This is a genomic window from Archangium sp., assembly GCF_036277355.1.
Classification (GTDB): Bacteria; Myxococcota; Myxococcia; order Myxococcales; family Myxococcaceae; genus Archangium.
Genome location: NZ_DASUNC010000202.1, coordinates 16,077 through 38,906, shown reverse-complemented (window position 1 = coordinate 38,906; position 22,830 = coordinate 16,077). Strand labels below are relative to the sequence as shown.

The window sequence follows — 22,830 nt, the reverse complement described above, 5'->3', positions numbered from 1 at the left end:
AGGTTGGGGGCGGAGGAGGAGTGGGATGGCCGAGCGCAGCTATAGAATCCACGTCGCCGCCGAGCTGTCGGGGGTGAGGGTGGAGCTGATTCGCGCGTGGGAGCGGCGCTACGGGGTGCTGGCGCCCCGGCGCACGCCGTCGGGCTACCGGGTGTACACGGACCGGGACGTGGCGCTGCTGCGGCGGCTCAAGCAGCTCACCGAGGAGGGCGTGTCCATCAGCGAGGCGGCGACGATGTTGCCGCAGCTGCAGGAGGAGCTGGACACGGCGCCGCCGGCGCCCGAGGCCACGCCGGAGCCAGGGGCCACGAGCCTGACGGCCTGGCGGGACGAGGTGCTGGGGGCGGCGGCGGCATTGGACCAGCGGCGGGTGTCGCGGGTGCTCGACGAGGTGCTGGCGTCGCTGACACCGCTGAAGGCCTACGAGCAGGTGCTGGTGCCGCTGCTGCGCGAGGTGGGCGAGCGCTGGCACGCGGGGGCGTTCTCGGTGGGGCAGGAGCACCTGGTGACGCAGGAGGTGCGGGCGCGGGTCATCAGCCTGCTGCACGCGGCGCCGGACACGGGGCGCAGGCGGGTGGTGCTGGCATGCTTTCCGGACGAGCAGCACGAGCTGGGCCTGTTGGGCGCGGCGCTGCGGATGCGGCATGGGGGGCTGTCGGTGACGCTGCTGGGCCAGCGGACGCCGGCGGCGGAGGTGGGCCGGGTGGCGCGCGAGCTGAAGGCGGAGCTCGTGGGGTTGTCGGCGGTGACGGACCACGGGGCGCAGGACTTCGAGGAGTCGCTGGCGCGCATCGTGGCGGGGGTGCCCAAGGAGACGCCCATCTGGGTGGGCGGAGCGGCGGCCCGGGTGCACCAGGAGGTCTGCGAGCGGCTCGGCGTGCACCTGTTCGACAGCGCGGACGACTGGCCACGGCTGTTGGGCGGGTGAATTCACCGCCGGTGCGGCTGCACCGGACCGGGTCACTCCCGCTATGCTGTCTGGACGATGAGCACGGCGAGAAGCACCCACAGGTGGAGCGGGTCTGTTCTCCTGGTGGTGCTGCTCTTCTGTCAGGTGGCGCGGGCTTCTGCTCCCGGGCCACAAGACGAGTCGATCCGTGCCCGGCTCAAGGCCTGTCTGCTCATGGGGGAGATGAAGTGTGTCGTCGAGCAGTACCTGCTGCTCAGGGACCTGGGCAGGATGCCGGGCTGGCTGGTGGCGTTCCAGAATGCCTTCGCCGTGGCGAACCGCCGCGCGGGTGAATGCGAGAAGGTGGCCAGGGCCATCCACGAGGGACTGCGCGAGCTCGCGCAGAAGCCGGTGTTCATCCGGTTCACCGTGGAAGGCTCACGAAAAAACCTGGGCTTCGATGTGCTCAAGGACGGAGTGCTGGTCAAGAATCTACAGATCTCGTCGACCGGGCATCATGTGGCGGTGCAGCTGGATGACAGGGTCATCGATGCCTATACAGGGCTGGCGGGTCTTCCCCTTCGCGAATACATCGCCAGGCTGAGCACGGACTCGGGCAGTCGTATCGTTCACGAAATCGTGGAGACACTGTGAGCGGCAAAGAGGTCGTCAAGACGGTTCCTCTCCCCGAGGAATGGCGTGGGCGGAGGGTGGGGCTGCTCGATGTGCTGGTCCGGGATCGCCAATGGGTGATGGAGCGGCATGCGTTGTGGTTCGTCACCGGCAGTGAGAGCGCTGATTCCATCCTTCCCTTCATTCATGGCTGGAGCGCTCATACCCATTTCAACGGGGGGTATGACCTGGCATGGCAGGAGTTCCTGGACTGGTACCACGACAGCCAGGGAGAGCCATTGCATCGAGATTGGTACGTCAAGCCTCTGCGAGACTGCCAGGGCGACCATGAGAAAGCCGCGTTGGTGCTGCTCGATCTGGTTGCCGGGTACGTGGAGCGTTTCGGTCTAGCTCCAAGAGGCAAGGCCGGGGCCCTGGACGGGAGAATCGCCGCGACCTACGGACCTCTTCCCAGGGAGTGGGGGGGGCGTCAGGTGGAACTGGTCGATGCGTTGCTCTGGCTCCGGCAGCGGATGCACGAAGGGCAGGACCTGTCTTTTCTCACGGGACAGGACACCGTCGAATCCCTCTATTGTTTCACCACGGGATGGATCCGGAACTCCGTCTTCAACCAGAGCAAGGACCTGACGGTGGAGCCCTTCCAGGACTGGCTCCGGGACGTCAAGAAGGAGGCCCCGGGCGAGGGCTGGCACGTCAAATACCTTCAGGACTGCCAGGGGGACCACCGGAAGGCGGCCCTGAAGTTCCTCGATTTCGCCGCCGAGTTCAGGGCCTCGCGCTGAGCCGTCCGCGGGCTCAGTGCACCCCGCTCATCATCCGCCGGATGGGGCGCACGAAGAGCGACAGCACCAGGCCCGCGGCGATGGCCACGGCGGCCACCGCGCCGAAGAGCTGGGGCAGGGGCATCGCCTCGAACTGCCCGGCCACCCGCCCGGCGATGAGGTTGCCCAGCGACATGGACATGAACCACACCCCCATCATCTGACCCACCGCCCGCTGGGGGGACAGCTTCGTCACCGTGCTCAGTCCCACCGGGCTGAGGCTCAGCTCCCCGAGCGTGTGCAGCAGATAGGTGAGCACCAGCCACAGCGGGCTCACCTGCTGGCCTCCCGCGGCCGCCAGTGACGCCGCCACCATCACCCCGAAGCCCGAGCCCAGCAGCACCAGGCCCAGCGAGAACTTGGCCGGGCTGGACGGCTCGAGCCCGCGCTTGTTGAGCCACACCCACAGCCACGCGAACACCGGCGCGAAGCTGATGATGAGCAGCGCGTTCACGGCCTGCAGGTAGCTCGCCGGCATCTGCCAGCCGAACACCGTTCGGTCCGTGAGCTCGCGGGCGAAGAGGTTGAGCGAGGAGCCCGCCTGCTCGAAGCCCGCCCAGAAGATGGCCGAGCAGATGAAGAGCACGCCGATGACGGACAGCCGCCGCTTCTCCGTGGCGTCCAGCCCACCCGCCGTGAACTGGAAGAGGAAGAAGGCGAGCGCCAGCGTCACGATGATGAGGCCGCCCGCGTTGGCCAGGCCCACCGCCGTCGTCAGGTCCACCACGCCGAGCAGCTGCAGCACCACCAGCAGCCCGCCCAACACCCCCACCACCGCGAGCCCCAGCGTGCGCGAGCCGCCGCCGCGCTCCGCCTGTCCGGGAGCCGGGGGCTCGCTCGGGAGCTTCTGCCCCACGTTGCCCAGGTGCTTGCCGCCCACCAGGTACTGGATGACGCCGAACACCATGCCCACGCCCGCGGCGCCGAAGCCGAGGTGCCAGTTCACCTTCTCCCCCAGGTAGCCCACCAGCAGCGGCGCGATGAAGGCGCCGATGTTGATGCCCATGTAGAAGATGGAGAAGCCCGCGTCCCGCCGGGCACCGCCCTCGGGGTAGAGGCCGCCCACCATGGTGCTGATGTTGGGCTTGAGCAGCCCCGTGCCCATGACGATGAGCAGCAGCCCCAGGAAGAAGAAGAGCGTCCCGGGCAGCGCCATGCTGAAGTGCCCCAGGGCGATGATGATGCCGCCATACAGCACCGCGCGCCGCTGGCCGATGAGCCGGTCCGCCAGCCACCCGCCCGGCATGGCGGTGAGGTACACACCCGAGGTGTACAGGCCGTAGATGGCCCCCGCCTTGCCCGTGTCGAAGCCCAGGCCGCCCTTCTCCACCGCCGCCGTCATGAAGAGGAAGAGCAGCGCCCGCATGCCGTAGTAGCTGAAGCGCTCCCACAGCTCCGTGAAGAAGAGCGTGGAGAGCCCGCGCGGGTGGCCGAAGAAGCCCCGCGGCTCCGGCACGGGAGCTCCTGTCGCGGCGAGGGGGACGGCCGATTCGCTGGCGGACGGCGTGGCGGGGGGCTGGTTCATTCCGGGCTCCTGGGCCCGGACTCTACCCGCGAAGGCGGATCCGCGCTCAGCCCTCCTTCGGGGCCGAGGCGACGGCGGCGAACCGGTCCCCGTACGGCGGCACCTCGCGGTAGTCGATGCGGCACACCAGCACCTGCGGCCGGCGCTCCGTGTCCGCGCGCTGGAGCACCTCGGGCAGCAGCTCCGCCAGCTGGCCCGGCCGCGTCACCTCGTACGCCCGCGCGCCCAGCGACTCGGAGAACTTCACCAGGTCCGGATCTCCCAGGCTGAAGTACGGGTCGTCCAGCTCGTACTCGCCCCCCGACTGGGCGTGCTCGCCGTGGTTCACCATCCCCAGGTAGTTGTCGTTGAGGACGATGTAGACGGCCCCCACCCCGTAGCGCACCGCCGTGACGAGCTCCGTGCCATTCATCAGGAACGAGCCGTCCCCGGTGAGGGCAATCGCCGTGTTCTCCGGCCTGCCCACCTTCCCGCCGATGACCGCGCCCATGGACCAGCCCATGGAGGACAGGCCGCACGGGTAGAAGACGCGGGCCGGCGGGGTGATGCGCAGACAGTGCGTGGCCCAGCCGGTGCAGTTGCCCATGTCCACGTACAGGTCCGTGTGGGCGCGCAGGTGCGGGTTGAGCTCCTCCATCACGTGCTGCGGCTTGAGCGGGCCGTCCTCGGGCAGCACGGGCGCGGCCGCGCGGTGGGCCAGGTTCAGCGCGTTGAGGTGCTGGCGGCGCTCGCGCACCTGCGCCTCGCTGCCCGGCGTGGCCCCGTGGCCGAACTCCACCAGCCCCGCCACCACCGAGCCCACGTCCGCCACGATGGGCAGGTTCACCTGCAGGAACTGGCCGATGACCGACGGCGTGGCATCCACCTGGATGACGGTGTGCGCCGCCTCGAAGAGCGAGGAGAAGCTCTTGCTGGCCCACTCGCCCAGGCGGCTGCCCAGCACCATCAACACGTCCACGCCCTCGCCCAGGTACTGCTCGGCGCGCTTGCTGCCGGCGATGCCCAGCACACCCAGCGAGAGGGGATCCTCCTCGGAGAACAGCCCCTTGCCGCGCAGGCTGGTGGCCACGGGGAGGCAATAGCGGCGCACGAACGCGGAGAACTCCGCGCCCCGGCTCTCCAGCGCCTCGCGCGCGCCCGAGCCCAGGTACACCAGCGGCCGCTTCGCGTGACGCAGCAACTCGAAGGCCGTGTACACCTCGGAGGCCGGCGCCGCGGGCAGGGTGCCCTTCCAGGAGCCCGGTGCCGTGGGCACGCACACCTTCGCCAGCTTCTGCCGGGCGATGTTGGTGGGCAGGCTCACGTGCACCGCGCCGTGCGGCAGCGCGTGCGCCGTCTTCAGCGCCCGCTCCATCAGCCGCGGAAAGCTCCTGGCGTCCACGATGGTGGTGCTCGAGGCCGTGCAGTGGCGGAACATCTCCGCGGTGTTGATGCCGCCCTCGTCGGTGCTCTCCTGGATGGCGCCCAGCCCGAAGCGCTCGGTGGACACCTGCCCGCTGATGGTCAGCACCGGCACTTGATCCAGATGCGCCGAGGCCACGCCCGTCATCGCGTTGGTGGCCCCGGGGCCGGCCGTCACCGCGCACACGCCCAGCTTGCCCGTGGCGCGCGCGTACCCGTCCGCCATGAAGGCCGAGCCGCCCTCGTGGCTGCCGATGATGAAGCGGATGCGCGACTGCCGCCGCAGCGCCTGCACCAGCGGCGCGATGTTGCCCCCGGGGATGCCGAACACCGCGTCCACCTGCTCGGCCTCCAGGTGCGCCAGCAGCGCCTCCGCCACCGTGAGATCCTCGAACGAGTGGAAGGAGCGCAGCGCCAGCCGCGTCTGGGGCTCCTCCTGCCGGGCGTGCGGCTCCGCTCCCTCCGCCTCCATCCTCCCGTCCCTCAGCGGGCTCATCCCCTGCGGGAACAGGGCGGAGGTGCTCTCTCCACGGAGGAGGGCACGGGTGAGGGCCTTGGCGAGGGCGGGCTGGGACACGGATTCCCCTTTCTTCATTCGACGTTCGGGGTGCGCGCTTCCCCAGAACAGCGGGTTTGTGGACCTCGAGGAAATCTCGGGTACTGAGATTTCGAGGAGCGCGTGCGCGCGACGCGGTGTGTCGGTTGCGCAAATTACCCCAGATTCTTCAGCGGGAAAACAAGTAAGTTAAAAGATTTCAATTCGGCTGGATTTTGGATGTGATAGGGGCGCGCGCCCCGCGTCCAACCCCTTGAATTTCCGAGTGGAAGAGAGTTCGGGCTAAGCTGGGCGTTCCCATTCCGGCAGAGCGGGGCGCGAGGGGCGCCTCCCACCGGGAACACGAGGCAAGTGATGCCTGTCCCACAAAACGTCGTCACGGACTACGGCTTCCGGGTGCACGCGCCCGGGTACATCACTCCGGCGGAGGCGCGGGCCTGGTTCGAGGATCTGCGCTCGCGGGTGGTAGCCCTGAACGGGAAGCCCTTCGGGTTGCTGGTGGATTCGCGATCACAGAAGGCCAACCCGCCGGACACCCAGGAGCTCATCAAGGAGTCGATGGTGTGGCTGCGTGGCCACGGCATGGAGCGCTCCGTGGTGGTGTTGGACAGCACGGTGGCGTTGATTCAAATCCTCCGGCTGGCGAAGGCCACGGGCGTGTACGCCTATGAGCGCTACCTGGACGCGCTGAAGGATCCGGAGTGGGAGACGAAGGCGGTGGATTGGATCGCCCGGGGCATTGATCCGGATCTGCCGCAGCCGGCGCAGAAGCAGGCGCGCTGAGCGCGGAGGCGAGATGGCGCGCTATCGGTATCCCTGCACCGGCCCGGTGGAGACGGAGGGCTTCGAGCATTTCGTGGCGGAGCAGCTGGGCCCCGCGAGGGCGAACCTGAAGGCCTTCGCGGGGGAGCTGGGCGGGCGTTTGGGTGCGGGACACCTGGCGCTGGTGAACTCGGGCAGCTCGGCGAACCTGGCGGCGGCGCTCGCGTTGGCGGAGCGCACGGGCCCCGGGGCGCACGCGGTGACGGCGGGCTTCACCTTTCCCACGACGGTGTCGTCGCTGCGCACCGCGGGCTTCGCGGTGACGGTGGTGGACACGGAGCCGGGCGGCTTCTGCATCGACCCGGAGGCGGTGCGGCGCGCGTTGCGGCCGGAGACGCGGGTGGTGTGCGTGACGCACTTCCTGGGCTTCCCGGCGGCGCTGGAGGCGCTGCTCGAGCTGGCGCGGGAGCGGGACCTGCTGGTGCTGCAGGACGCGTGCGAGACGATGGACCTGCGCATCGGCGGGAAGCCGGCGCACGCGTACGGGACGTTGGCGACGTGGAGCTTCTACCATCCGCACCACCTGTCCTCGTTCGGAGGGGGCGCGGTGGTGTGCCCGGACGCGAGCTGGCAGCGGGTGGTGGAGTCGGTGACGCACTGGGGCCGCGAGTGCACCTGTCACTATGACCCGGGTGCGTGCACGGCGCCGCCGGGCATCCACCACAACTTCCACTACGTGCGCATGGGGCACAACCTGGAGATGTCCGAGCTGAACGCATGCTTCGGGCGCTTCCAACTGCGCAAATGGGAGGCGCACGAGGCGAAGCGGCGCGCGCACTACGCCACGCTGTACGAGGCGCTGCGGGACGAGCGGGGCCTGACGGTGTACGCGGCGCCGGAGGACAACGGCTCGCCCTTCGTGTTCCCGTTCTCGGTGAAGCAGGGGAGCGCGGCGGGGCTGGCCGAGCGGCTGATGGGGCGCGGGGTGGAGGTGCGCACGTTGATGGGCGGAGCCATCACCCGGCAGCCGGCGTGGAAGGACCTGCCGCACGACGGGCTGGCGAACTGCACGGCGCTGGCGGAGGCGTCGCTCTTCGTGGGCATCCACCAGACGCTGGCGGAGGAGGACGTGGCGGCGGTGGCGCGCATCATCGCCGAGGAGTCGCGGCGGTGAGCTGGAGGCGGGCGCTGGCGCTGGCCTCGGCGCGGCCGCTGGACTTCACGATTCAGTACCCGCCCTCGCGGGAGTACTTCCGTGAGCGCTTCACGTCACCGGCTGGAGCGGGCGTGACGCTGGAGACGCTGAAGCGGGTGCTGCTGTACGTGCACGTGCCCTTCTGCGAGGCGAAGTGCTTCTACTGCAACTTCGCGGTGGATCTGCGGAAGGGCGCGGCGGTGCACGCGCGCTACGTGGACGCGCTGTGCGCGCAGCTCGAGCGGTTGGACGCGGCGCTGCCGTCGGGGTGCACGGTGCCGGGCATCGACATTGGCGGAGGGACGCCGACGCTGCTGGCGCCGGAGTGGCTCGAGCGGGTGCTGGAGGCGTTGCGCCCGTGGAGACGGCGGTGCGAGGTGGCGTGGCCGGTGTCCATCGAGACGACGCCGCGGGTGGCGGCGACGGACGGGGAGCGGCTGGCGGTGCTGAAGGCGGGTGGGGTGGATCGGGTGTCGATGGGGCTGCAGAGCACGAATGACGAGACGCTGGCGCAGGTGAACCGGCGTGCGCAGCGGAGCCTGGGCGAGCGGGCGGTGGAGGCGCTGGCGGCGGTGGGCTTCCGCCGGGTGAACGTGGACCTGGTGTTCGGGCTGCCGGGGCAGACGCGGGAGCACTGGTGGCAGGACCTCGAGCGGGTGACGGCGCTGCCGGTGGACTCGGTGACGACGTACGACTGCCTGTACCGGGGAGCGGGGCGCGCGATGCCGAAGCTGACGGCGGTGCGGCCCACGCCGGGGGATTACGGGACGCTGTACGACCTGGCGTATGAGCACCTGACGGCGAACGGCTTCCACGCGCCCTATGGCTCGGTGAACTTCTCGCGGCACGCGGGGGAGACGGGGACGTCGCCGTACTTCGAGGGGCGGCTGTTGGACGGGCTGCCGTACGTGGGCGCGGGCAACTACGCATCGAGCCTGGTGGGCTCGCGCTGGTGGTTCGCGCCGTACGAGGTGGACGCGTACGTGAGGGCGGTGGAGGGCGGGGCGGTGCTGCCGGAGGAGGACGGGTACACGCTGCCGGACGCGGAACGGTGCGCGAAGTACGTGCTGCTCTCGTTGAACTTCGGGCTCATCGACCCGGCGCGCTTCCGGGCCTTCGCGGGCGTGGAGCTGGAGACGCTGTACGGGCCGCAGTTGGAGCACGCGCGGGCGGTGGGCTGGCTGCGGGAGGAGGGCGGGGTGTACGGGGTGGAGCCGGGCCGGTTCCGCGAGCTGCCGTGGATCCGCGCGCTCTTCTACGCGCCGGGAGCGGTGGAGTGGTTGTCCGAACGCACACCCTTGCCGGAAGCGTTGCGGACCACGGGTTGAGCCCGCGTAGTCTCGGGCATCATGAAAGCCTTGCACCGCAAAGATCTCTTCGGCTGGTCCGTGTTTGACGAGGCGCGCAACCTCGACTTCCACAGCGTCCTGTGGGTGCGCCCCGAGGGCAACGTGGTCATCGACCCGCTCCCTCAGTCCACGCACGATGCCGCGCACCTGCGCTCGCTCGGTGGCGTGGCCTGGGTGGTGGTGACCAACTCGGAGCATGTGCGCAACACCCGCGAGCTGGTCTCCACCTTCGGCGCGAAGGTGGCCGGTCCCCGCGCCGAGGCGGACACCTTTCCTCTCGAGTGCGACCGGTGGCTCGTCACGGGGGATGAGCTCGTCCCCGGGCTGATGGCGATGGAACTGCACGGCTCCAAGACGCCCGGCGAGCTGGCTCTGCTCCTCGAGGACACCACGCTGGTGACGGGAGACCTGATTCGCGGCCACATGGGTGGCCGGCTCAACCTCCTGCCGGACGCGAAGCTGAAGGACCGGGACCGGGCCCGGGCCTCGGTGCGTGAGCTGCTCACGGCATGGCCGCGCATCGACACGGTGCTGGTGGGGGATGGCTGGCCTGTATTCCGCGGCGGGCGCGCGGCCCTGGAGGAGCTCGATCGAGCGTTACAAGGGTGAGGTGCGCGGAGTGCCGAGCAACTCCAGCGTGCGCACCGCGACATCGACGAGCGTCTGCGAGCACGGGTAGCAGCCCCCGCCGCAGCACTGGGGCCATTCGCCCTCGGGGTCTCGCAGGAGCGGATGGACGCAGCCACGGTAGGTGAGGGGCAACCCGAGCTCGTCACATGCCTGCCGCAGCGCGTCCTGTACGTGCGGGTCTCTCACGTCGGTCACCCCATGGGTGTAACCGCCCGCTACCTCACCCGCAAGGAGCCCCGGGCCGCCCTCCCAGCAGGACGGCGTGCCGTGGCCCGGTGGCACGCATCGAGCCAGGGACAGCGGTCAGACCTGCCCCTCGAGGGAGACCGGTTGCGGCTCGGCTCGAGGTCCCTCCACCTCCCGCACCGCCGGCCACAGGTAGCCTCCCAGGCTCACCAGCGCCATGAGCAGGCCGGAGAGCACGCAGAGCAGCGCCATGCCCGCTCCCGGGCCCGTGCCCACCCAGCCGCCAAACAGCCCCGTCAGGCCTCCACCCTCCTTCATGCCCGGCTCCAGGACGTGGTCCGCCAACGGGCCGGCCAGCAGGGGCGCGAGCGGCACCGCCAGCCACGCCACCAGCCTCCTCGCCGTGAACACCCGGCCTTGGATGTCCGGCGCCACCTGCGCCTGCCAGAGCGTCTGGTTGCAGGTGCTGCTCACCGCGGCCACCAGCCCGAGCACGAACATCGCCGTGCCCCATGCCGGAAGGCTCCGTCCCATCCCCAGCAGCACCTGGCCGAACAGCCCCGCGATGAGCCAACTCATCAGCACCCCGTGCACCCGGCGCCGAGGTCCTCCCCATGCGCTCATGAGCACCCCACCCACCACTCCGCCCAGCGCGCCCATGGACTGTACCGTGCCGAAGACGAGCCCATCGTGCCCCGTGCGCAACAGCAGCAGCGGCGCCAGCACCGTGAAGCCCATTCCCACCACCATGTTGCCCGCGAACACCACCAGCTGCAGCCCCAGCAGGCCCGGCCGCGCCACGATGTAGCGGAAGCCGTAGAGCGACTCCTCCAGCATGCTCCCCCGTGCCCGCCGTCCCTCGGCGCTGGCCCGCGGTGCGGGCACGTGCACCCTCAGTATCGTGCCCACCGCCACCAGGAAGGTGAGCACGTCCAGCACCAGCAGTCCCCGCAGGTGGATCAGCGGCATCAGCGCCCCCGCCAGCAGCGGCGCCAGCACGCCCGGCCCCGCCTCCACCAGCGACATCATCCCGTTGGCCCGCCCGTGCTGCTCCTTCGGCACCATCGTGCTCACCGCCGCGGACCAGGCGGGCCACTGCAGGCTCTGGAAGGCCCCCATCACCGCGTTCACCACGTACAGGTGCCACGTCTCCAGCCATCCCAGGGACTGCAGCACCAGCATCGTCACCGTGCCCAACCCCGCCCCCAGGTCGCTCGCCACCATCAGCCACTTGCGGTCGTAGCGGTCCACCAGCACCCCGGCCAGCGGAGACAACAGCAGCAGCGGCGCCATGTAGCAGGACTGCGTCAGCCCCAGCGCCGTGGCGCTCCCCGTCCGCTCGTACACCCACAGGGTCACGCCAAACGCAGTCATCTGCGTGGCGAGCACCGACACCACCTGGCCCAGCCACACCGTCGTGAAGCCCGCCATGCCGCTCAGTTTCGGAGTCCGCTCAGACACGCTGTTGCCTCGCCGCTCGCATGCCACGAGCGCTACCGGTGGCTCACCTGGAGCGCTGGCGCGGGCGCACTCTACAAGCACGGTGCAGCACGGGCCAGCCCACCCGGCTCCCACGAGGCGTTCGACGGTGCGGGGGGCTCACACCGCGTAACACGCCTTGCGCGCCACCCAGCGGACCACGTCCATCGCGCTGAGCACTCCCACCACCTTGCCTTCGGCGGACACCACCAGCACACGGTGGACTTTCGCGGACGCCATCACCGCCGCCGCCTGGGGCACCGTCGTTCCCTCATGCACCACCACGGGCGAGGCGTTCATCAACTCGGAGGCCGTGGCTCCGGCGCGCTCGGGGTGCAGCCTCGGCGTGTCCTCCTCTTCCTCCGAGGTCCGCAGCAGGTCCGCCCGGCTCACCACTCCCACCAGGCGCTCGTCCTCGTCCAGCACCGGCACGCCGCTCACCTTGCGCGTGGCGAACAGCTCCGCCAGCTCCTCGGCGATCACCTCCTCGTCGACGCAGTAGACGTCCTGCGTCATCAGCTCGTGCACGCGGGTGTGCTCGAGCAGCGGGGGCAGCAGTGGATCGTAGGCTTCGCTCGGTGGGGGGGCGGACGGCCTCACCTGGGGATGGCACTGGAGGCGCTCGGGCCCGGCCACTCCCCGCTGGATGTGCTCCAGGTGTGGGCAGCCTTCGCACGTGTCCAGCTCCACCACGTGGTGGGAGTCCGGACACTTCACCGTCCAGCGGATCTCCTCCTCGTTCTCGCCGAACCCGGTCGACACCCGGTGGATGGACAAGCAGTTTCCTTCCGTTTCGCGCAGTTCCTTCATGGGCAGCCTCCCCCCGGCCATTCCAGGCGCAAGACTTGCGCCTCCAGATGGGCCAGGGAGGGAGTGGAGCAAGCCGCGCGCCACCGGCTCGCGGGAGTAACCTGGGCGCCCCTCGTTCTGGAGTCGCTCGATGATGTCGTTGGACCGTCGTGCAGTCGTCACCTGTCTGCTTGCCCTGAACCTGGCGTGTGCCACGGCCCGCCCCGCTCCCACCGGCGCGGAGGCTCCCCGGCTGCTGTCCTGGTCCCAACAGCTCGAGGTGCGCGAGGCCTGGCTGAAGAAGCGCCACGCGCTGCTCCTGCCGATGATGCGTCAGCACGGCGTGGGCATGTGGATCATCGTGAACGAGGAGTTCCACGATGATCCGCTCACCCAGTACGTGGCGCCGCCGCGGCCCTACGCGGGGCTGCGCGACGTCTTCGTCTTCATCGACGCGGGCGAGCAGGGGCTGAAGAAGTACGCGCTCCCGGCCTACGAGGAGGAGAACCTCACCCGTTTCTTCGATGTGCCGGAGCAGACGCGGGTCTACAAGCAGGTGCTGGGGGAGCTCGAGAAGCAGTACAAGCCGGCCACCATCGCGCTGGGAATCGGCGGCAGGCGCGCGGTGACGCACAGCCTGACGCGGGATGCGTACACGTACCTCGTCGAGGCGCTGGGGCCCGAGGCGGAGGCACGCTTCGTCAGCGCGGCGCCGCTCATCGAGGAGTACCTGGACACGCGCATCCCCGAGGAGCTGGAGCACTACCGCACGCTGGTGGCGCTCACGGAGCGGATGGTGAAGCGGGCCTTCTCGCCGGAGGTGGTGAAGCCCGGCGTCACGACGGTGGGGGACGTGCGCCGCTGGCTGTATGACGAATTGGGGCGGCACGGCGTGGGCACCTGGTTCCAGCCGGACCTGCGGGTGCAGCGCAAGGGGCAGGACGGTGGCTCGTCGCGGGGCTTCCTCGCGGTGGCGAGGGAGGACGTGGTCATCCAGCGGGGAGACCTGCTGCACGTGGACTTCGGCGTCAGCTACCTGGGCCTGCACAGCGACTGGCAGAAGATGGCCTACGTGCTGCGCGAGGGCGAGCAGGACGCGCCCGAGGGCCTGAAGCGGGTGCTGGCCAACACGAACACGCTGCAGGACGCGATGGTGAGGGAGTCGCGTCCGGGGCGCTCGTCCGGCGAGGTGTACGAGGCGGTGATGGCCGCGATGAAGGAGAAGGGAATCGTGGCCCAGGTGTACTCACACCCGCTGGGCAACCAGGGGCACGCGCTGGGCGCCTCCATCGACTTCCGCTCGGCCAGCCGCAAGGACGAGCCGAAGAAGCTGCGCGAGGGCTCGTACATCTCCATCGAGCTCAACACGCGCGGCCCGGTGCCCGAGTGGGACGGCCAGGAGGTGTTCGCGATGCAGGAGGACCCCGCGTACCTCACCCCCGAGGGCTGGCGCTTCTTCGTCCCCCGGCAGGAGGCGTACTACCTCATTCCGTAGCCGCCTCCCGCTCGCACCGCCTCAGCGCGCGTAGATGCGCTTGTGGTCGCGCGTGCCCTGGTAGCGGAAGCCCTCGCCGGGCGTCTCCTCGGCGGGCTTGTCGTCCAGCTTCTCGCGCGCGGCCATGATGGCCTCGTACTCGGGGATGCTCAGCGCGCGCCGCTTCTCCAGCAGCGTCTCCAGGCCCAGCGCCTTCACCCGCGCCTGGGCCTCGGGCTGCACCACCGCGCTGAAGAACTCCGCGCACGAGCCACTGCCGTACGAGAACAGGCCCACCCGCTTGCCCGTGAGGTCCTCGCGCGAGCACGACAGCAGGCTCGCCAGCGCCAGGTACATGGAGCCCGTGTAGATGTTGCCCACCTGCGAGGGCAGCACGAGGCTCGGGCCCACCAGCCGGTCGAAGCTCGCGTCCGGCTCCTTGTCCCCGTCCAGCGCGCGCACGTGCCGGTGCGCCTTGCGCGACATCTTCCCGTACGGCACGTGGTACACGAGCGCCGCGAAGCGATCGCTGTACATGCCCTCGCCCCCCGCGTCCCCGGCCGCCTCCTGGTAGGCCCTGTACGCCCCCTCCAGCGCGTCCAGGTAGCACTGCACCGAGTAGTGCCCGTCCACCACCGCGTCCTTCGAGTAGAGCGGACGCCAGAAGTCCATCACGTCCTTGGCGTACGCGCCCGTCTTCCCGGCCTCGAAGGCCAGCAGCTTCGGCTTGTCGGACACGAGCAGGGCCACCGCGCCCGCGCCCTGCGTGGGCTCACCCGGCGTGCCCACGCCATAGCGCGCGATGTCCGAGCAGATGATGAGCGCCTTCTTCCCCTTGGCGCTGCCCGAGCGCACCCAGTCCATGGCCAGCAGCAGCGCCGCGGTGCCGCCGTAGCAGGCGTGCTTCGTCTCGAAGACGCGGCAGCGCGTGGACAGTCCCAGCAGGCCCTGCACGTACGAGGACACCGGCTTGGAGTGGTCCACCGCCGTCTCGGTGCCCACCACCAGCATGCCCACGTCGTCCGCGGTGCACCCGGCCGCCTCCATCGCCATGCGCGCCGCGCGCGCCGCCAGCGTCACCGTGTCCTCTTCCACCTGCGGCACGGCCATCCGCGTCACGCCCAGCCCGTCCACGTACTTGCCCGGCGCCACTCCGCGCGCCTTGGCCAGCTCCGCCAACTCCACGTACGTGGGCGGTACCGCGATACCAAGGCTCTCCAGTCCTGCCTGCATCCAGCACTCCTTCAATTCTTCAGTGGGGGGACACTGAAAGTGGGGGGGGGGAACAGTCTGACCCATCGGCCGGGTGCGTTTCCACCCCCCGCCGGCTCCTTGGTCCCGGGGACAAGGTGGGCGCATGTGGGGCCCCATCCAGGAAGGCACCGGGGGTATGAAGGGGTCCGTGCCCGAGATCGATCGCCTCAGTCCCACGCGCCGGCCGGAGGAGCGGCCCGTCATGTACCAGCGCTGGCGCCACCTGCTCTTCCTGCACTGGGCGCTGCCGCCGGAGGTGATGGCGCCGCTGCTGCCGCCGGGCCTGACGCTGGACACCTTCGATGGCAAGGCGTGGGTGGGACTGGTGCCCTTCACCATGCGCGGGGTGCGTCCCCGGGGCCTGCCCGCGGTGGGCTTCCTGTCGGATTTCCACGAGACCAACGTGCGCACGTACGTGCACTTCCAGGGGAAGGACCCGGGTGTCTGGTTCTTCAGCCTGGAGGCGGCCAACGCCATCGCGGTGCGGCTCGCGCGGGCGTGGTTCAAGCTGCCCTACCAGTACGCGCGCATGGAGCTCACCCGGGGCGGGGAAGGGGAGCCCATCGCCTACCGCTCCGAGCGCCTGTGGCCCGGGCCCACGCCCGCCACCTGCGCCGTGCGCTGCACGCCCCGGGGGCCGGCCGCGCCGTCGACTCCGGGCACGCTCCAGCACTTCCTCGTCGAGCGTTACTTCCTCTACTCCACCGCCCGGGGCTCGCTCTTCCGCGGCCAGGTGCACCACCCGCCCTACCAGGTGCGCGGTGCCGACGTGGAGGGCCTGGACGAGTCACTGCTGGCCGCCGCCGGCATTTCCCGCCCCGCCGAGCCGCCGATGGCGCTCTTCTCGGAGGGCGTCGACGTGGACGTGTTCCGCCTCCGGCGCGTCCAATCCCTCTCAGGGCGGTGACGTTCAGCAGGCGCCGCAGTCGGCGGCGCAGCTCTTCGCGGTGGTGCCGGTGCCGCAGCTCTCCGTGGCCTGGCACGTGCCGTCGCCGCAGCTGTAGAAGTCCGAGGGCTTCATGCGCGTGGTGACGGGCCGGTAGGTGACACCGTTGTAGCTGCACGAGGTGTAGAAGGTGTTGGTCGCGTCGCGGGTGCAGTAGGTGGAGCAGCTGCCCACGTACGTCATGGGCGTGCACTGCGAGGCATTGGGCGAGCCGGCCATGCCACACACGCGCGGGCTGCTCTGGCTGCTCGTCAGCGTCAGGCCATCGTTGCCGCCGAAGACGCCCGTGCTCCCGTCGAAGAGGTTGCCGAAGAAGCACGCCTCCTGGGTGCTGTAGTCCGCCAGCTCCTGCGTCGTATAGGTGATGGTGTTGCCGGCCCCGTCCAGCCCCAGCAGCGAGATGGTGACGTGGATGCCGAACTTGTTGGCGTGCGCCGCCATGCACGCCGACACCACCTGCAGCTCCGCCGTGGTGGCCGCCGAGCCGCTGGCCCAGCTCGGGGCGAGTCCCAGCAGGCCGTTCCACGTATAGGTGGTGCCCCCTCCCGTGTACGTGCGCGTCTGGCCCGCGGGCACCGCGCACGTCACCACGTACTTCATCACCTCGTTGCGCACCGTCGGGTCGCCCTGGAACCAGCTGTCGAAGCTGCTCGTCGACAAGCCATTGAGGCTCAGCCCGTTGAGGCTCAAGCCATTGAGGCTCAGCCCGTTGCCCACGATGACTTCCTGGGCCGTGCACCCCCACTCCTCCTGCCCGCCCGTTTCTTCTGGCCACCCCTCCGCTGGTCCGCAGCCCACCGCGCAGGACAGCACCAGTGCCAGAAACTCCCAACCGCTGCGCCGAGACTCGAAGGTCTTCAACAGCATGGTCCACCCCCTGGGAACGGATGACGCGGGAGATGTCGCTCTGCCTGTCACTCCCCCTCGTGGAGTCCTTCGGAATTCCAGCCCGACAAGCTGAACTCCACGTCATCAGTGTGATTACCGGGAGCGATGAAATAAAGGATACCCCCGCGAAAACAGTCTAATCGGTCAAAATTGAGACACCCGAAACGTCGGTTCCGGGCAACCGACCCACGTGCGGCGTCGGGCAGTGAAAGGCATTTCACGTCCCGTCGGGGAGACGTGCGAGGACGACGCGAGGCGCGCGAGGCCTCACGTCGTCTGGGATTGAGAGGGGAAGGGGAGTTGCGGCCTGAGTCAGCCGGCCAGCGGCAGGGAGCAGGCGCGCGCGGCCGAGGGGGTGACGCCGAAACCGCTCGCGTCGCGCACCACCCAGCCGGCGATGTCCGCCAGGGGTCCACCGGTGATGTCGAGGCCCTCGGGGCCGCGCCGTGCATCCACCTGGCCCACGTGGACGCAGGCGTGGACGCTCACGCGCGTGCCGGCCGCGAGCTTCTGCGCGCGCTGGTGCAGCTCGCGCGCCTTCTCCAGCAGCTCGCGCGCATCCGCGTGCGGGGGCTCGTCGAGCGGGCACACGCCCAGCAGCGCCATGCCCGTCTGCACGGCGAGCACGAAGCCCGCCGCGCGCAGCTCCTGCTCCAGCCCGTCGAGCACCTCGGAGACGGCGGCATACGCGGCGTCGTCCTCGGCACCGTCCTCGAGCACCACCTCGGCGTGCAGGGCGAAGGCGCGCACGCTGCGGCCCTGCGCCGTCATCTTGCCGGGGCTCGCCGGGTCCACCGCCTCGCGCAGCGCGGCGCGGAAGGAGGCCACGTCCGGGTAGCGCCGCTCCGCCTCCTTCTCCAGGCAGCGCAGCACCACCGCGTCCACCGCGGGCGCCACGGGCACTTCCGTGCTCGGCCTCGGGGCCGGCGCCTCCAGGTGCATCCGCTCCACCTCCAACCGGTCCTCGGATTGGAAGGGGTAGTGGCCCGTCAACATCTGGTACAGCAGCACGCCCAGCGCGTAGATGTCCGTGCCGGGCCCGATGTGGCCGCTGCGGAACTGCTCGGGCGCCATGGCCTGCGAGGTGCCCAGCCGCTGGCCCGCCACCGTCAGCCCCTCCTGCCCCGGCTCCGGGTGGATGAACTTGGCGATGCCGAAGTCCAACAGCTTCACCACCGGCGGCTCGCCCTCGGACACCACCGCCACGTTGCTCGCCTTGAGGTCGCGGTGCACCACGCCCGCCTGGTGCGCCGCCTCCAGCGCCGCGCACACCGGCTCCAGGTACGCCAGCGCCCGCTCCGGCGACAGCCGCCCGCGCTCCTGCAACAACTGGCTGAGCGTGCGCCCCGGCAGCAGCTCCATCACGTAGTACGGGCTGCCGTCCTGCAGCATGCCGAAGTCGTACACGTCCACGATGTGCGGGTGGCGTATCTGATTGACGACGCGCGCCTCGCGCACGAAGCGCTGCAGCATCTCGCCCTGATCCGTCAGGTGCGGATGCAACACCTTCACCGCGGCGCGCCGGCCCAGAATCCGATGTTCAGCTTCGTACACCGCGCCATGGCCGCCCGAGGCGAGCACCGCCTTGAGCATGTACTCACCGGCGAGGGCACCCGGAGCGAGCTGCACGCGGGCGGGATGCTCTCGGGGCGGCGTCCGCTCGGTGCGGGGGAGGATGTGAAAAGTGCTGTCCGTGTCCGCCATTGCTTCAAGTTTACCACCCCCGCACGAGGGACTCAGGAGGGGGGTCCCCCTCTGTCGAGCGCAGGGCACTTGGGTTGCCCTCGTGCAACGAGGTGTCCACTGGTGGATGGATGGGCTCTCGGGACACCGGGAGGGTGAGGTGCCCCGAGCCCCGACTCTGCGGGATACTCGCTCGGCTGACGAACCACTCCTGCCCCCGGGAAGAGCATGGCCATGAAGATGGTGGACGATCTCACGATGTGCGGAGGGCCCGCGAAGCCGCTCCAGTCCTCGGAGAGCGCGTGCCTCATCCTCACCAGCACGACGACGCCGGCGGCGATCGGAAAGGTGTTCCGCATCGAGTCCGCGGAGCACGTGCTGGGACGGGGAGCGGACGCGGGCTTTCAGATCAACGACCATGGTGTGTCGCGCCGGCACGCGCGCATCACCCGGGCGCCCGAGGGCAGCTTCCACCTGGAGGATCTGGGCTCCACCAACGGCACCTACCTCAATGGCGTGCGCATCGCGTCCGCCGAGCTGCACGAGGGGGACCGGGTGCAGATCGGCACCGTGACGGTGCTGCGCTTCTCCATGCGAGAGCTGGTGGAGCAGGGCGAGGAGCAGCTGCGCCAGGCCCTGAGCGCGGCGCGCGTGGGCATCTGGGATTGGAACGCCGTCACCGGCGCGGTGACGTGGAGCGAGCAGGTGGACCGGCTGCTGAGCCTGCCGGTGGGCTCGCTGTCGGGGCGCCCCACGGACCTGTCCGAGGTGGTGCACCCGGGAGACCTGCAGCGCGTGCGCGAGGCGCTGGCCACGGCGCTCGCCCAGCGCGTCCACCTGGACGTGGAGTGCCGCATCGAGCTGACGGGCGCGCGCGGCCGGTGGCTGTCCTGCAAGGGTGACGTGCTGTGCGACGAGACGGGCACCCCGGTGCGTATTACGGGCACGGTGATGGACATCACCGAGCGCAAGGTGGCCGAGCAGGAGCTGCGCCGCCAGGCGCTCATCTTCGAGAGCCTGTGCGAGGGCGTCGTCGTCACGGACCGGGCCGGGCGCATCATCGACTGGAACGCGAGCGCGGAGAAGATGTTCGGCCGGGGCAAGGCCGAGGCGCTCGGGCAGACGCTCTTCTCGCTGCTGCACCCGGGCGTGGAGGACAAGCGCACGGGCGAGGTGCTCGCGGCGCTGGAGCGCGACGGCCGGTGGACGGGGGAGATGGACTTCAAGCGGGCCGACGGCACGCAGAGCTACTGCGAGTCCGTGGTGGCGCCGCTGCGGGACGCGGAGGGCAGGACCATCGCCCACATCATGGTCCACCGCGACACCACAGAGCGCCGCCTGCTCCAGTCGCGGCTGCAGATGGCGGACCGGCTGGCCTCGGTGGGCACGCTGGGCGCGGGCGTGGCGCACGAAATCAACAACCCGCTGGCGTACATGCTCGTCAACCTGCACCTCATCTCCGAGGGGTTGGACAGGCTGAGGAGCTCGCCGGTGGCGGAGACGGTGGAGCCGCTGCACCAGGTCATCCGCGAGACGGTGGAGGGCGCCGAGCGCATCGCCTCCATCGTGAGGGATTTGAAGACGTTCGCCCGGGGCCAGCAGGAGGACCGGCTGGGCCCGGTGGAGGTGAGCAAGGCGGTGGAGCTGGCGTGCAAGATGGCGGACAACGTCATCAAGCACCGCGCGCGGCTGGTGACGCAGTTCGAGCCGGTGCCCTCGGTGCAGGGCAACGAGTCGAGGCTGTGCCAGGTGTTCCTCAACCTGCTGCTCAACGCGGCGCACGCCATTCCCGAGGGGGATGCGAAGGACCATGAGATTCGCGTCGTCATCCGCGAGAGCGGCACGGGCGAGGTGGTGGTGGAGGTGCGCGACACGGGCGTGGGCATGTCGCAGGAGGTGCAGGCGCGCATCTTCGATCCCTTCTTCACCACCAAGCCGGTGGGCGAGGGCACGGGGCTGGGGCTGTCCATCTGCCACGGCATCATCGACTCCATGGGCGGGCGCATCGCGGTGGAGAGCCAGCCGGGCAAGGGGAGCACCTTCCGCGTGAGCCTGGGCGTGGCCGGTGTGCCGGCCGAGGTGCGGGTCGAGCCCGCGCCCGTGCCCACCGCGGGCCGCGCGCGCATCCTGGTGGTGGATGACGAGCCCTATGTGACGCGGGCGCTCCAGCGCTCGCTGTCGCCGGACCACGAGGTGGCCACCGTCAACGGCGCCCGGGCCGCGCTCAAGCTGATGGACCAGGGCAACCGCTTCGACCTCATCCTCTGCGACGTGATGATGCCGGGGATGACGGGCATGGACCTGTATGCCGAGCTGAACCGCTCCACGCCGGACCAGGCCCAGCGCGTGGTCTTCATGACGGGTGGCGCCTTCACCCCCAGGGCGTTGAGCTTCCTGCAGGAAGTGTCCAACCCGAAGCTCAGCAAGCCGTTGGATCTGCGCCAGCTGAGAGCGTTGGTGAGCCGCTCCGCGCAGTCGCCGGCCTCGGCCGCGACACCGTCGGCGGGCGCACCGGTGGCCGTGCTCCAGGGAGGCGTGAGATGAGTGAGCGGCAGTCCGGGCGCGCCGCGGCCGCCCCCGTGCTCGTTCCGGACGAGTCCTCTTCTCCCTCGCTCCACCCGGTGCCTGCCGTGGCGCCGGTGCCCACTCCCCCCGAGCTGACGGCTCGTGCGCTGGTGGCCGGAGGACTCATCGGCGCCGTGGTGGCCGTCACCAACGTCTACACGGGCCTGAAGACGGGCTTCTGGGAGTCGGGGTGCGTGCTGTCCTCGCTGCTGGCCTTCGGTGGCCTGTCGGCGATGGCCCGGCGCGGCCCTCCGGTCTCCCCGCTCGAGACGAACCTCTCCCAGACGGCCGCCGTCTCCGTGGGCGCGGTGCCCGCCACCGCCGGACTGCTGGGCGCGGTGCCCGCGCTCGCGATGCTGGGCACGCAGCCGCCCGGCTGGGCCGTGGCGCTGTGGGGCGTGGGCCTGGGGACGCTCGGGGTGCTGTTCGCCTTCGCGCTGCGCAGGCGCCTGCTCGAGGACGAGGCCCTGCCGTTTCCCACCGGCGCCGCCACCGCGGAGCTCATCTCCACGCTGCACTCCACCGGCTCGGCCTACGCGGAGCGCGTCCGGGGCCTGTGGGTGAGTGGCCTCGCCTCCATGGGGCTCACCCTGTCGAGGGATGCGTTGAAGCTCGTGCCCCAGGCGTCGATGCTGCCCGGGTCGCTGACGCTGGGGGGGCTGGGCGCCAACACCCTGATGCTGGGCATCGGCTGGCAGCCGATGATGCTGGGCATCGGCGTGCTGGTGGGCCCGCAGACGGGGCTGAGCATCCTGCTGGGCTCGGCGCTCGCGTGGGCCGGACTGGCGCCCTGGCTGGTGAGCACGGGTGTGGTGGAGGTGGTGAAGGGCCAGGAGTTTCCCGCGCTCCTCGGCTGGCTGCTGTGGCCCGGTGTCGGGCTGATGGTGGGCGCGGCGGCCACGTCGCTCCTGTCCCAGGTGGGGGCCTTGCCCTCGGTGATGCGGGATTTGCGCAAGCTGGGGCAGGACGGCGCGGGCTGGGAGTCCACGGCCGGCCGGTGGGTGGCGAGGGCGGTGCTCCCGGCCATCGTGCTCACCGGGGTGATGGCGTGGTTCGCCTTCCAGTTGAGCCCGCTGTACTTCCTGCTCGCGCTGCTGCTGACGTTCCCGCTGTGCGCGGTGTGCGCGCGGGCGACGGGCCAGACGGACATCGCGCCCATGAGCCCCGTGGGACAGCTCGCGCAGGTGGGTTTCGGCCTGGGCGTGCCGGGACATCCCGGCCTCAACGTCGCGGCCGGTGGTGTGGTGTCGGGCGCCGCGTCGCATACCAGCGTCAGCCTGTGGTCGCTCCAGGCCGGGCGCCTGCTCGGGGCCAGCGCCTCGCGCCAGCTGCTCGTGCAGCTTCCGGGGCTGCTGCTGGGCGCCGCCGTGGCCATCCCCACCTACGCGCTGCTGGTGTCCGCGCACGGGCTGGCTTCCGAGACGCTGCCCATGCCCACGGCACAGCAATTCAAGGCCGTGGCGGAGTTGGCCTCCAAGGGGCTGGGAGAGCTTCCGCGCTCCTCCGCGCTGGCCACGGGCCTGGGCTTCCTCGCGGGCGTGCTGCTGACGGTGGGCGCTCGCGGACGGCTGGCGAAGCTGTTGCCCTCGGCGGCCGCCATGGGCATCGGCTTCGTCGTGCCGGCCTATTACGCGGTGACGCTGTGCCTCGGGGCCCTGCTGGCCGCCGCGGTGGCCCGCTTCCGTCCCTCCGCCACGCAGACGGTGCAGTCGGCGGGCGCGGGTGCCATCATCGGCGAGTCCCTCTTGAGCGTCCTCATCGCGGCGCTCGTCGCCGCCGGTCTCATCCAGCAGGGGTGAGCGCGG

General features: G+C 70.4%; 19 protein-coding genes. 11 read left to right on the top strand and 8 right to left on the bottom strand.

Annotation, left to right across the window (positions count from 1 at the left end):
- Window positions 1–25: 25 nt before the first annotated feature.
- Genes VFZ09_RS49870 through VFZ09_RS49860 form a run of 3 tightly spaced genes read left to right on the top strand, consistent with a single transcriptional unit; the run spans window position 26 to window position 2,304 of the window.
- A complete protein-coding gene (locus VFZ09_RS49870) occupies window positions 26–928 on the top strand; it encodes a MerR family transcriptional regulator (RefSeq protein WP_329734932.1) in 903 nt (300 codons plus the stop codon).
- A 57-nt stretch (window positions 929–985) separates the two neighbouring features.
- The gene (locus VFZ09_RS49865) at window positions 986–1,543 is read left to right on the top strand and encodes a hypothetical protein (protein ID WP_329734931.1); all 558 of its coding nucleotides are present in this window, start codon (window positions 986–988) and stop codon (window positions 1,541–1,543) included.
- Between the two features lie 56 nt (window positions 1,544–1,599).
- The gene (locus VFZ09_RS49860) at window positions 1,600–2,304 is read left to right on the top strand and encodes a hypothetical protein (RefSeq protein WP_329734930.1); all 705 of its coding nucleotides are present in this window, start codon (window positions 1,600–1,602) and stop codon (window positions 2,302–2,304) included.
- Window positions 2,305–2,317: 13 nt separating this feature from the next.
- Here VFZ09_RS49860 and VFZ09_RS49855 read toward each other — a convergent pair whose 3' ends face one another.
- Window positions 2,318–3,868, bottom strand: a complete 1,551-nt coding sequence (locus VFZ09_RS49855) for a peptide MFS transporter (protein ID WP_329734929.1) — start codon at window positions 3,866–3,868, stop codon at window positions 2,318–2,320.
- A gap of 46 nt (window positions 3,869–3,914) precedes the next feature.
- Entirely contained in the window at window positions 3,915–5,846 is a 1,932-nt protein-coding gene (locus tag VFZ09_RS49850; RefSeq protein ID WP_329734928.1) for a thiamine pyrophosphate-binding protein, read from the bottom strand.
- Window positions 5,847–6,179: 333 nt separating this feature from the next.
- On the opposite strand from VFZ09_RS49850, the gene VFZ09_RS49845 reads away from it, so the two are divergent.
- The 4 genes from VFZ09_RS49845 to VFZ09_RS49830 are packed head-to-tail and all read left to right on the top strand — an operon-like array spanning window position 6,180 to window position 9,740.
- Entirely contained in the window at window positions 6,180–6,608 is a 429-nt protein-coding gene (locus VFZ09_RS49845) for a hypothetical protein (RefSeq protein WP_329734927.1), read from the top strand.
- Between the two features lie 13 nt (window positions 6,609–6,621).
- Window positions 6,622–7,761 carry a DegT/DnrJ/EryC1/StrS family aminotransferase gene (locus VFZ09_RS49840; protein WP_329734926.1) on the top strand — a complete coding sequence of 380 codons (1,140 nt, stop codon included), beginning with the start codon at window positions 6,622–6,624 and terminating at the stop codon, window positions 7,759–7,761.
- A complete protein-coding gene (locus VFZ09_RS49835; protein ID WP_329734925.1) occupies window positions 7,758–9,110 on the top strand; it encodes a coproporphyrinogen-III oxidase family protein in 1,353 nt (450 codons plus the stop codon). The genes VFZ09_RS49840 and VFZ09_RS49835 overlap by 4 nt, the downstream gene beginning before the upstream one ends.
- 21 nt (window positions 9,111–9,131) lie before the next feature.
- The gene (locus tag VFZ09_RS49830) at window positions 9,132–9,740 is read left to right on the top strand and encodes an MBL fold metallo-hydrolase (RefSeq protein WP_329734924.1); all 609 of its coding nucleotides are present in this window, start codon (window positions 9,132–9,134) and stop codon (window positions 9,738–9,740) included.
- On the opposite strand, the gene VFZ09_RS49825 is transcribed toward VFZ09_RS49830, so the two are convergent.
- The 3 genes from VFZ09_RS49825 to VFZ09_RS49815 all read right to left on the bottom strand — a co-directional run bounded on the left by VFZ09_RS49825 (window position 9,729) and on the right by VFZ09_RS49815 (window position 12,236).
- On the bottom strand, window positions 9,729–9,956 hold the full coding sequence (locus VFZ09_RS49825; protein ID WP_329734923.1) for a hypothetical protein: 228 nt from the start codon (window positions 9,954–9,956) through the stop codon (window positions 9,729–9,731). The genes VFZ09_RS49830 and VFZ09_RS49825 overlap by 12 nt on opposite strands.
- Before the next feature lie 108 nt (window positions 9,957–10,064).
- Window positions 10,065–11,408: an MFS transporter gene (locus VFZ09_RS49820; RefSeq protein ID WP_329734922.1), complete on the bottom strand. Its 1,344-nt coding sequence runs from the start codon at window positions 11,406–11,408 to the stop codon at window positions 10,065–10,067.
- Between the two features lie 138 nt (window positions 11,409–11,546).
- Window positions 11,547–12,236: an HPP family protein gene (locus tag VFZ09_RS49815; protein WP_329734921.1), complete on the bottom strand. Its 690-nt coding sequence runs from the start codon at window positions 12,234–12,236 to the stop codon at window positions 11,547–11,549.
- Window positions 12,237–12,369: 133 nt separating this feature from the next.
- Between VFZ09_RS49815 and VFZ09_RS49810 the strand changes: the two genes are divergently transcribed.
- On the top strand, window positions 12,370–13,710 hold the full coding sequence (locus VFZ09_RS49810) for a M24 family metallopeptidase (RefSeq protein WP_329734956.1): 1,341 nt from the start codon (window positions 12,370–12,372) through the stop codon (window positions 13,708–13,710).
- A 21-nt stretch (window positions 13,711–13,731) separates the two neighbouring features.
- Here VFZ09_RS49810 and VFZ09_RS49805 read toward each other — a convergent pair whose 3' ends face one another.
- Window positions 13,732–14,922, bottom strand: coding sequence for a hydroxymethylglutaryl-CoA synthase (locus VFZ09_RS49805; RefSeq protein ID WP_329734920.1), 1,191 nt, complete (start codon window positions 14,920–14,922; stop codon window positions 13,732–13,734).
- 157 nt (window positions 14,923–15,079) lie between these two features.
- Here VFZ09_RS49805 and VFZ09_RS49800 point away from each other — a divergent pair, with 157 nt between their 5' ends.
- Window positions 15,080–15,850, top strand: a complete 771-nt coding sequence (locus VFZ09_RS49800) for a DUF2071 domain-containing protein (protein ID WP_329734919.1) — start codon at window positions 15,080–15,082, stop codon at window positions 15,848–15,850.
- 3 nt (window positions 15,851–15,853) lie between these two features.
- Here the strand turns inward: VFZ09_RS49800 and VFZ09_RS49795 are convergent, their stop codons facing one another.
- Both VFZ09_RS49795 and VFZ09_RS49790 read right to left on the bottom strand, forming a co-directional pair.
- Window positions 15,854–16,756, bottom strand: a complete 903-nt coding sequence (locus tag VFZ09_RS49795; RefSeq protein ID WP_329734918.1) for a hypothetical protein — start codon at window positions 16,754–16,756, stop codon at window positions 15,854–15,856.
- A 333-nt stretch (window positions 16,757–17,089) separates the two neighbouring features.
- Window positions 17,090–18,481, bottom strand: a complete 1,392-nt coding sequence (locus VFZ09_RS49790) for a serine/threonine-protein kinase (protein ID WP_414640817.1) — start codon at window positions 18,479–18,481, stop codon at window positions 17,090–17,092.
- A 207-nt stretch (window positions 18,482–18,688) separates the two neighbouring features.
- Here VFZ09_RS49790 and VFZ09_RS49785 point away from each other — a divergent pair, with 207 nt between their 5' ends.
- Window positions 18,689–21,004: an ATP-binding protein gene (locus VFZ09_RS49785; protein WP_329734917.1), complete on the top strand. Its 2,316-nt coding sequence runs from the start codon at window positions 18,689–18,691 to the stop codon at window positions 21,002–21,004.
- Entirely contained in the window at window positions 21,001–22,824 is a 1,824-nt protein-coding gene (locus VFZ09_RS49780) for an OPT family oligopeptide transporter (RefSeq protein WP_329734916.1), read from the top strand. The genes VFZ09_RS49785 and VFZ09_RS49780 overlap by 4 nt, the downstream gene beginning before the upstream one ends.
- Window positions 22,825–22,830: the final 6 nt, after the last annotated feature.

What these genes read in the sequence shown, in the direction of transcription:
- VFZ09_RS49870 (WP_329734932.1), top strand. Translation starts at nt 26, where the DNA reads ATGGCCGAGCGCAGCTATAGAATCCACGTCGCCGCCGAGCTGTCGGGG.
- VFZ09_RS49865 (WP_329734931.1), top strand. Translation starts at nt 986, where the DNA reads ATGAGCACGGCGAGAAGCACCCACAGGTGGAGCGGGTCTGTTCTCCTG.
- VFZ09_RS49855 (WP_329734929.1), bottom strand. Translation starts at nt 3,868, where the DNA reads ATGAACCAGCCCCCCGCCACGCCGTCCGCCAGCGAATCGGCCGTCCCC.
- VFZ09_RS49845 (WP_329734927.1), top strand. Translation starts at nt 6,180, where the DNA reads ATGCCTGTCCCACAAAACGTCGTCACGGACTACGGCTTCCGGGTGCAC.
- VFZ09_RS49840 (WP_329734926.1), top strand. Translation starts at nt 6,622, where the DNA reads ATGGCGCGCTATCGGTATCCCTGCACCGGCCCGGTGGAGACGGAGGGC.
- VFZ09_RS49830 (WP_329734924.1), top strand. Translation starts at nt 9,132, where the DNA reads ATGAAAGCCTTGCACCGCAAAGATCTCTTCGGCTGGTCCGTGTTTGAC.
- VFZ09_RS49815 (WP_329734921.1), bottom strand. Translation starts at nt 12,236, where the DNA reads ATGAAGGAACTGCGCGAAACGGAAGGAAACTGCTTGTCCATCCACCGG.
- VFZ09_RS49810 (WP_329734956.1), top strand. Translation starts at nt 12,370, where the DNA reads ATGTCGTTGGACCGTCGTGCAGTCGTCACCTGTCTGCTTGCCCTGAAC.
- VFZ09_RS49805 (WP_329734920.1), bottom strand. Translation starts at nt 14,922, where the DNA reads ATGCAGGCAGGACTGGAGAGCCTTGGTATCGCGGTACCGCCCACGTAC.
- VFZ09_RS49800 (WP_329734919.1), top strand. Translation starts at nt 15,080, where the DNA reads ATGAAGGGGTCCGTGCCCGAGATCGATCGCCTCAGTCCCACGCGCCGG.
- VFZ09_RS49795 (WP_329734918.1), bottom strand. Translation starts at nt 16,756, where the DNA reads ATGCTGTTGAAGACCTTCGAGTCTCGGCGCAGCGGTTGGGAGTTTCTG.
- VFZ09_RS49790 (WP_414640817.1), bottom strand. Translation starts at nt 18,481, where the DNA reads ATGGCGGACACGGACAGCACTTTTCACATCCTCCCCCGCACCGAGCGG.
- VFZ09_RS49785 (WP_329734917.1), top strand. Translation starts at nt 18,689, where the DNA reads ATGGCCATGAAGATGGTGGACGATCTCACGATGTGCGGAGGGCCCGCG.
- VFZ09_RS49780 (WP_329734916.1), top strand. Translation starts at nt 21,001, where the DNA reads ATGAGTGAGCGGCAGTCCGGGCGCGCCGCGGCCGCCCCCGTGCTCGTT.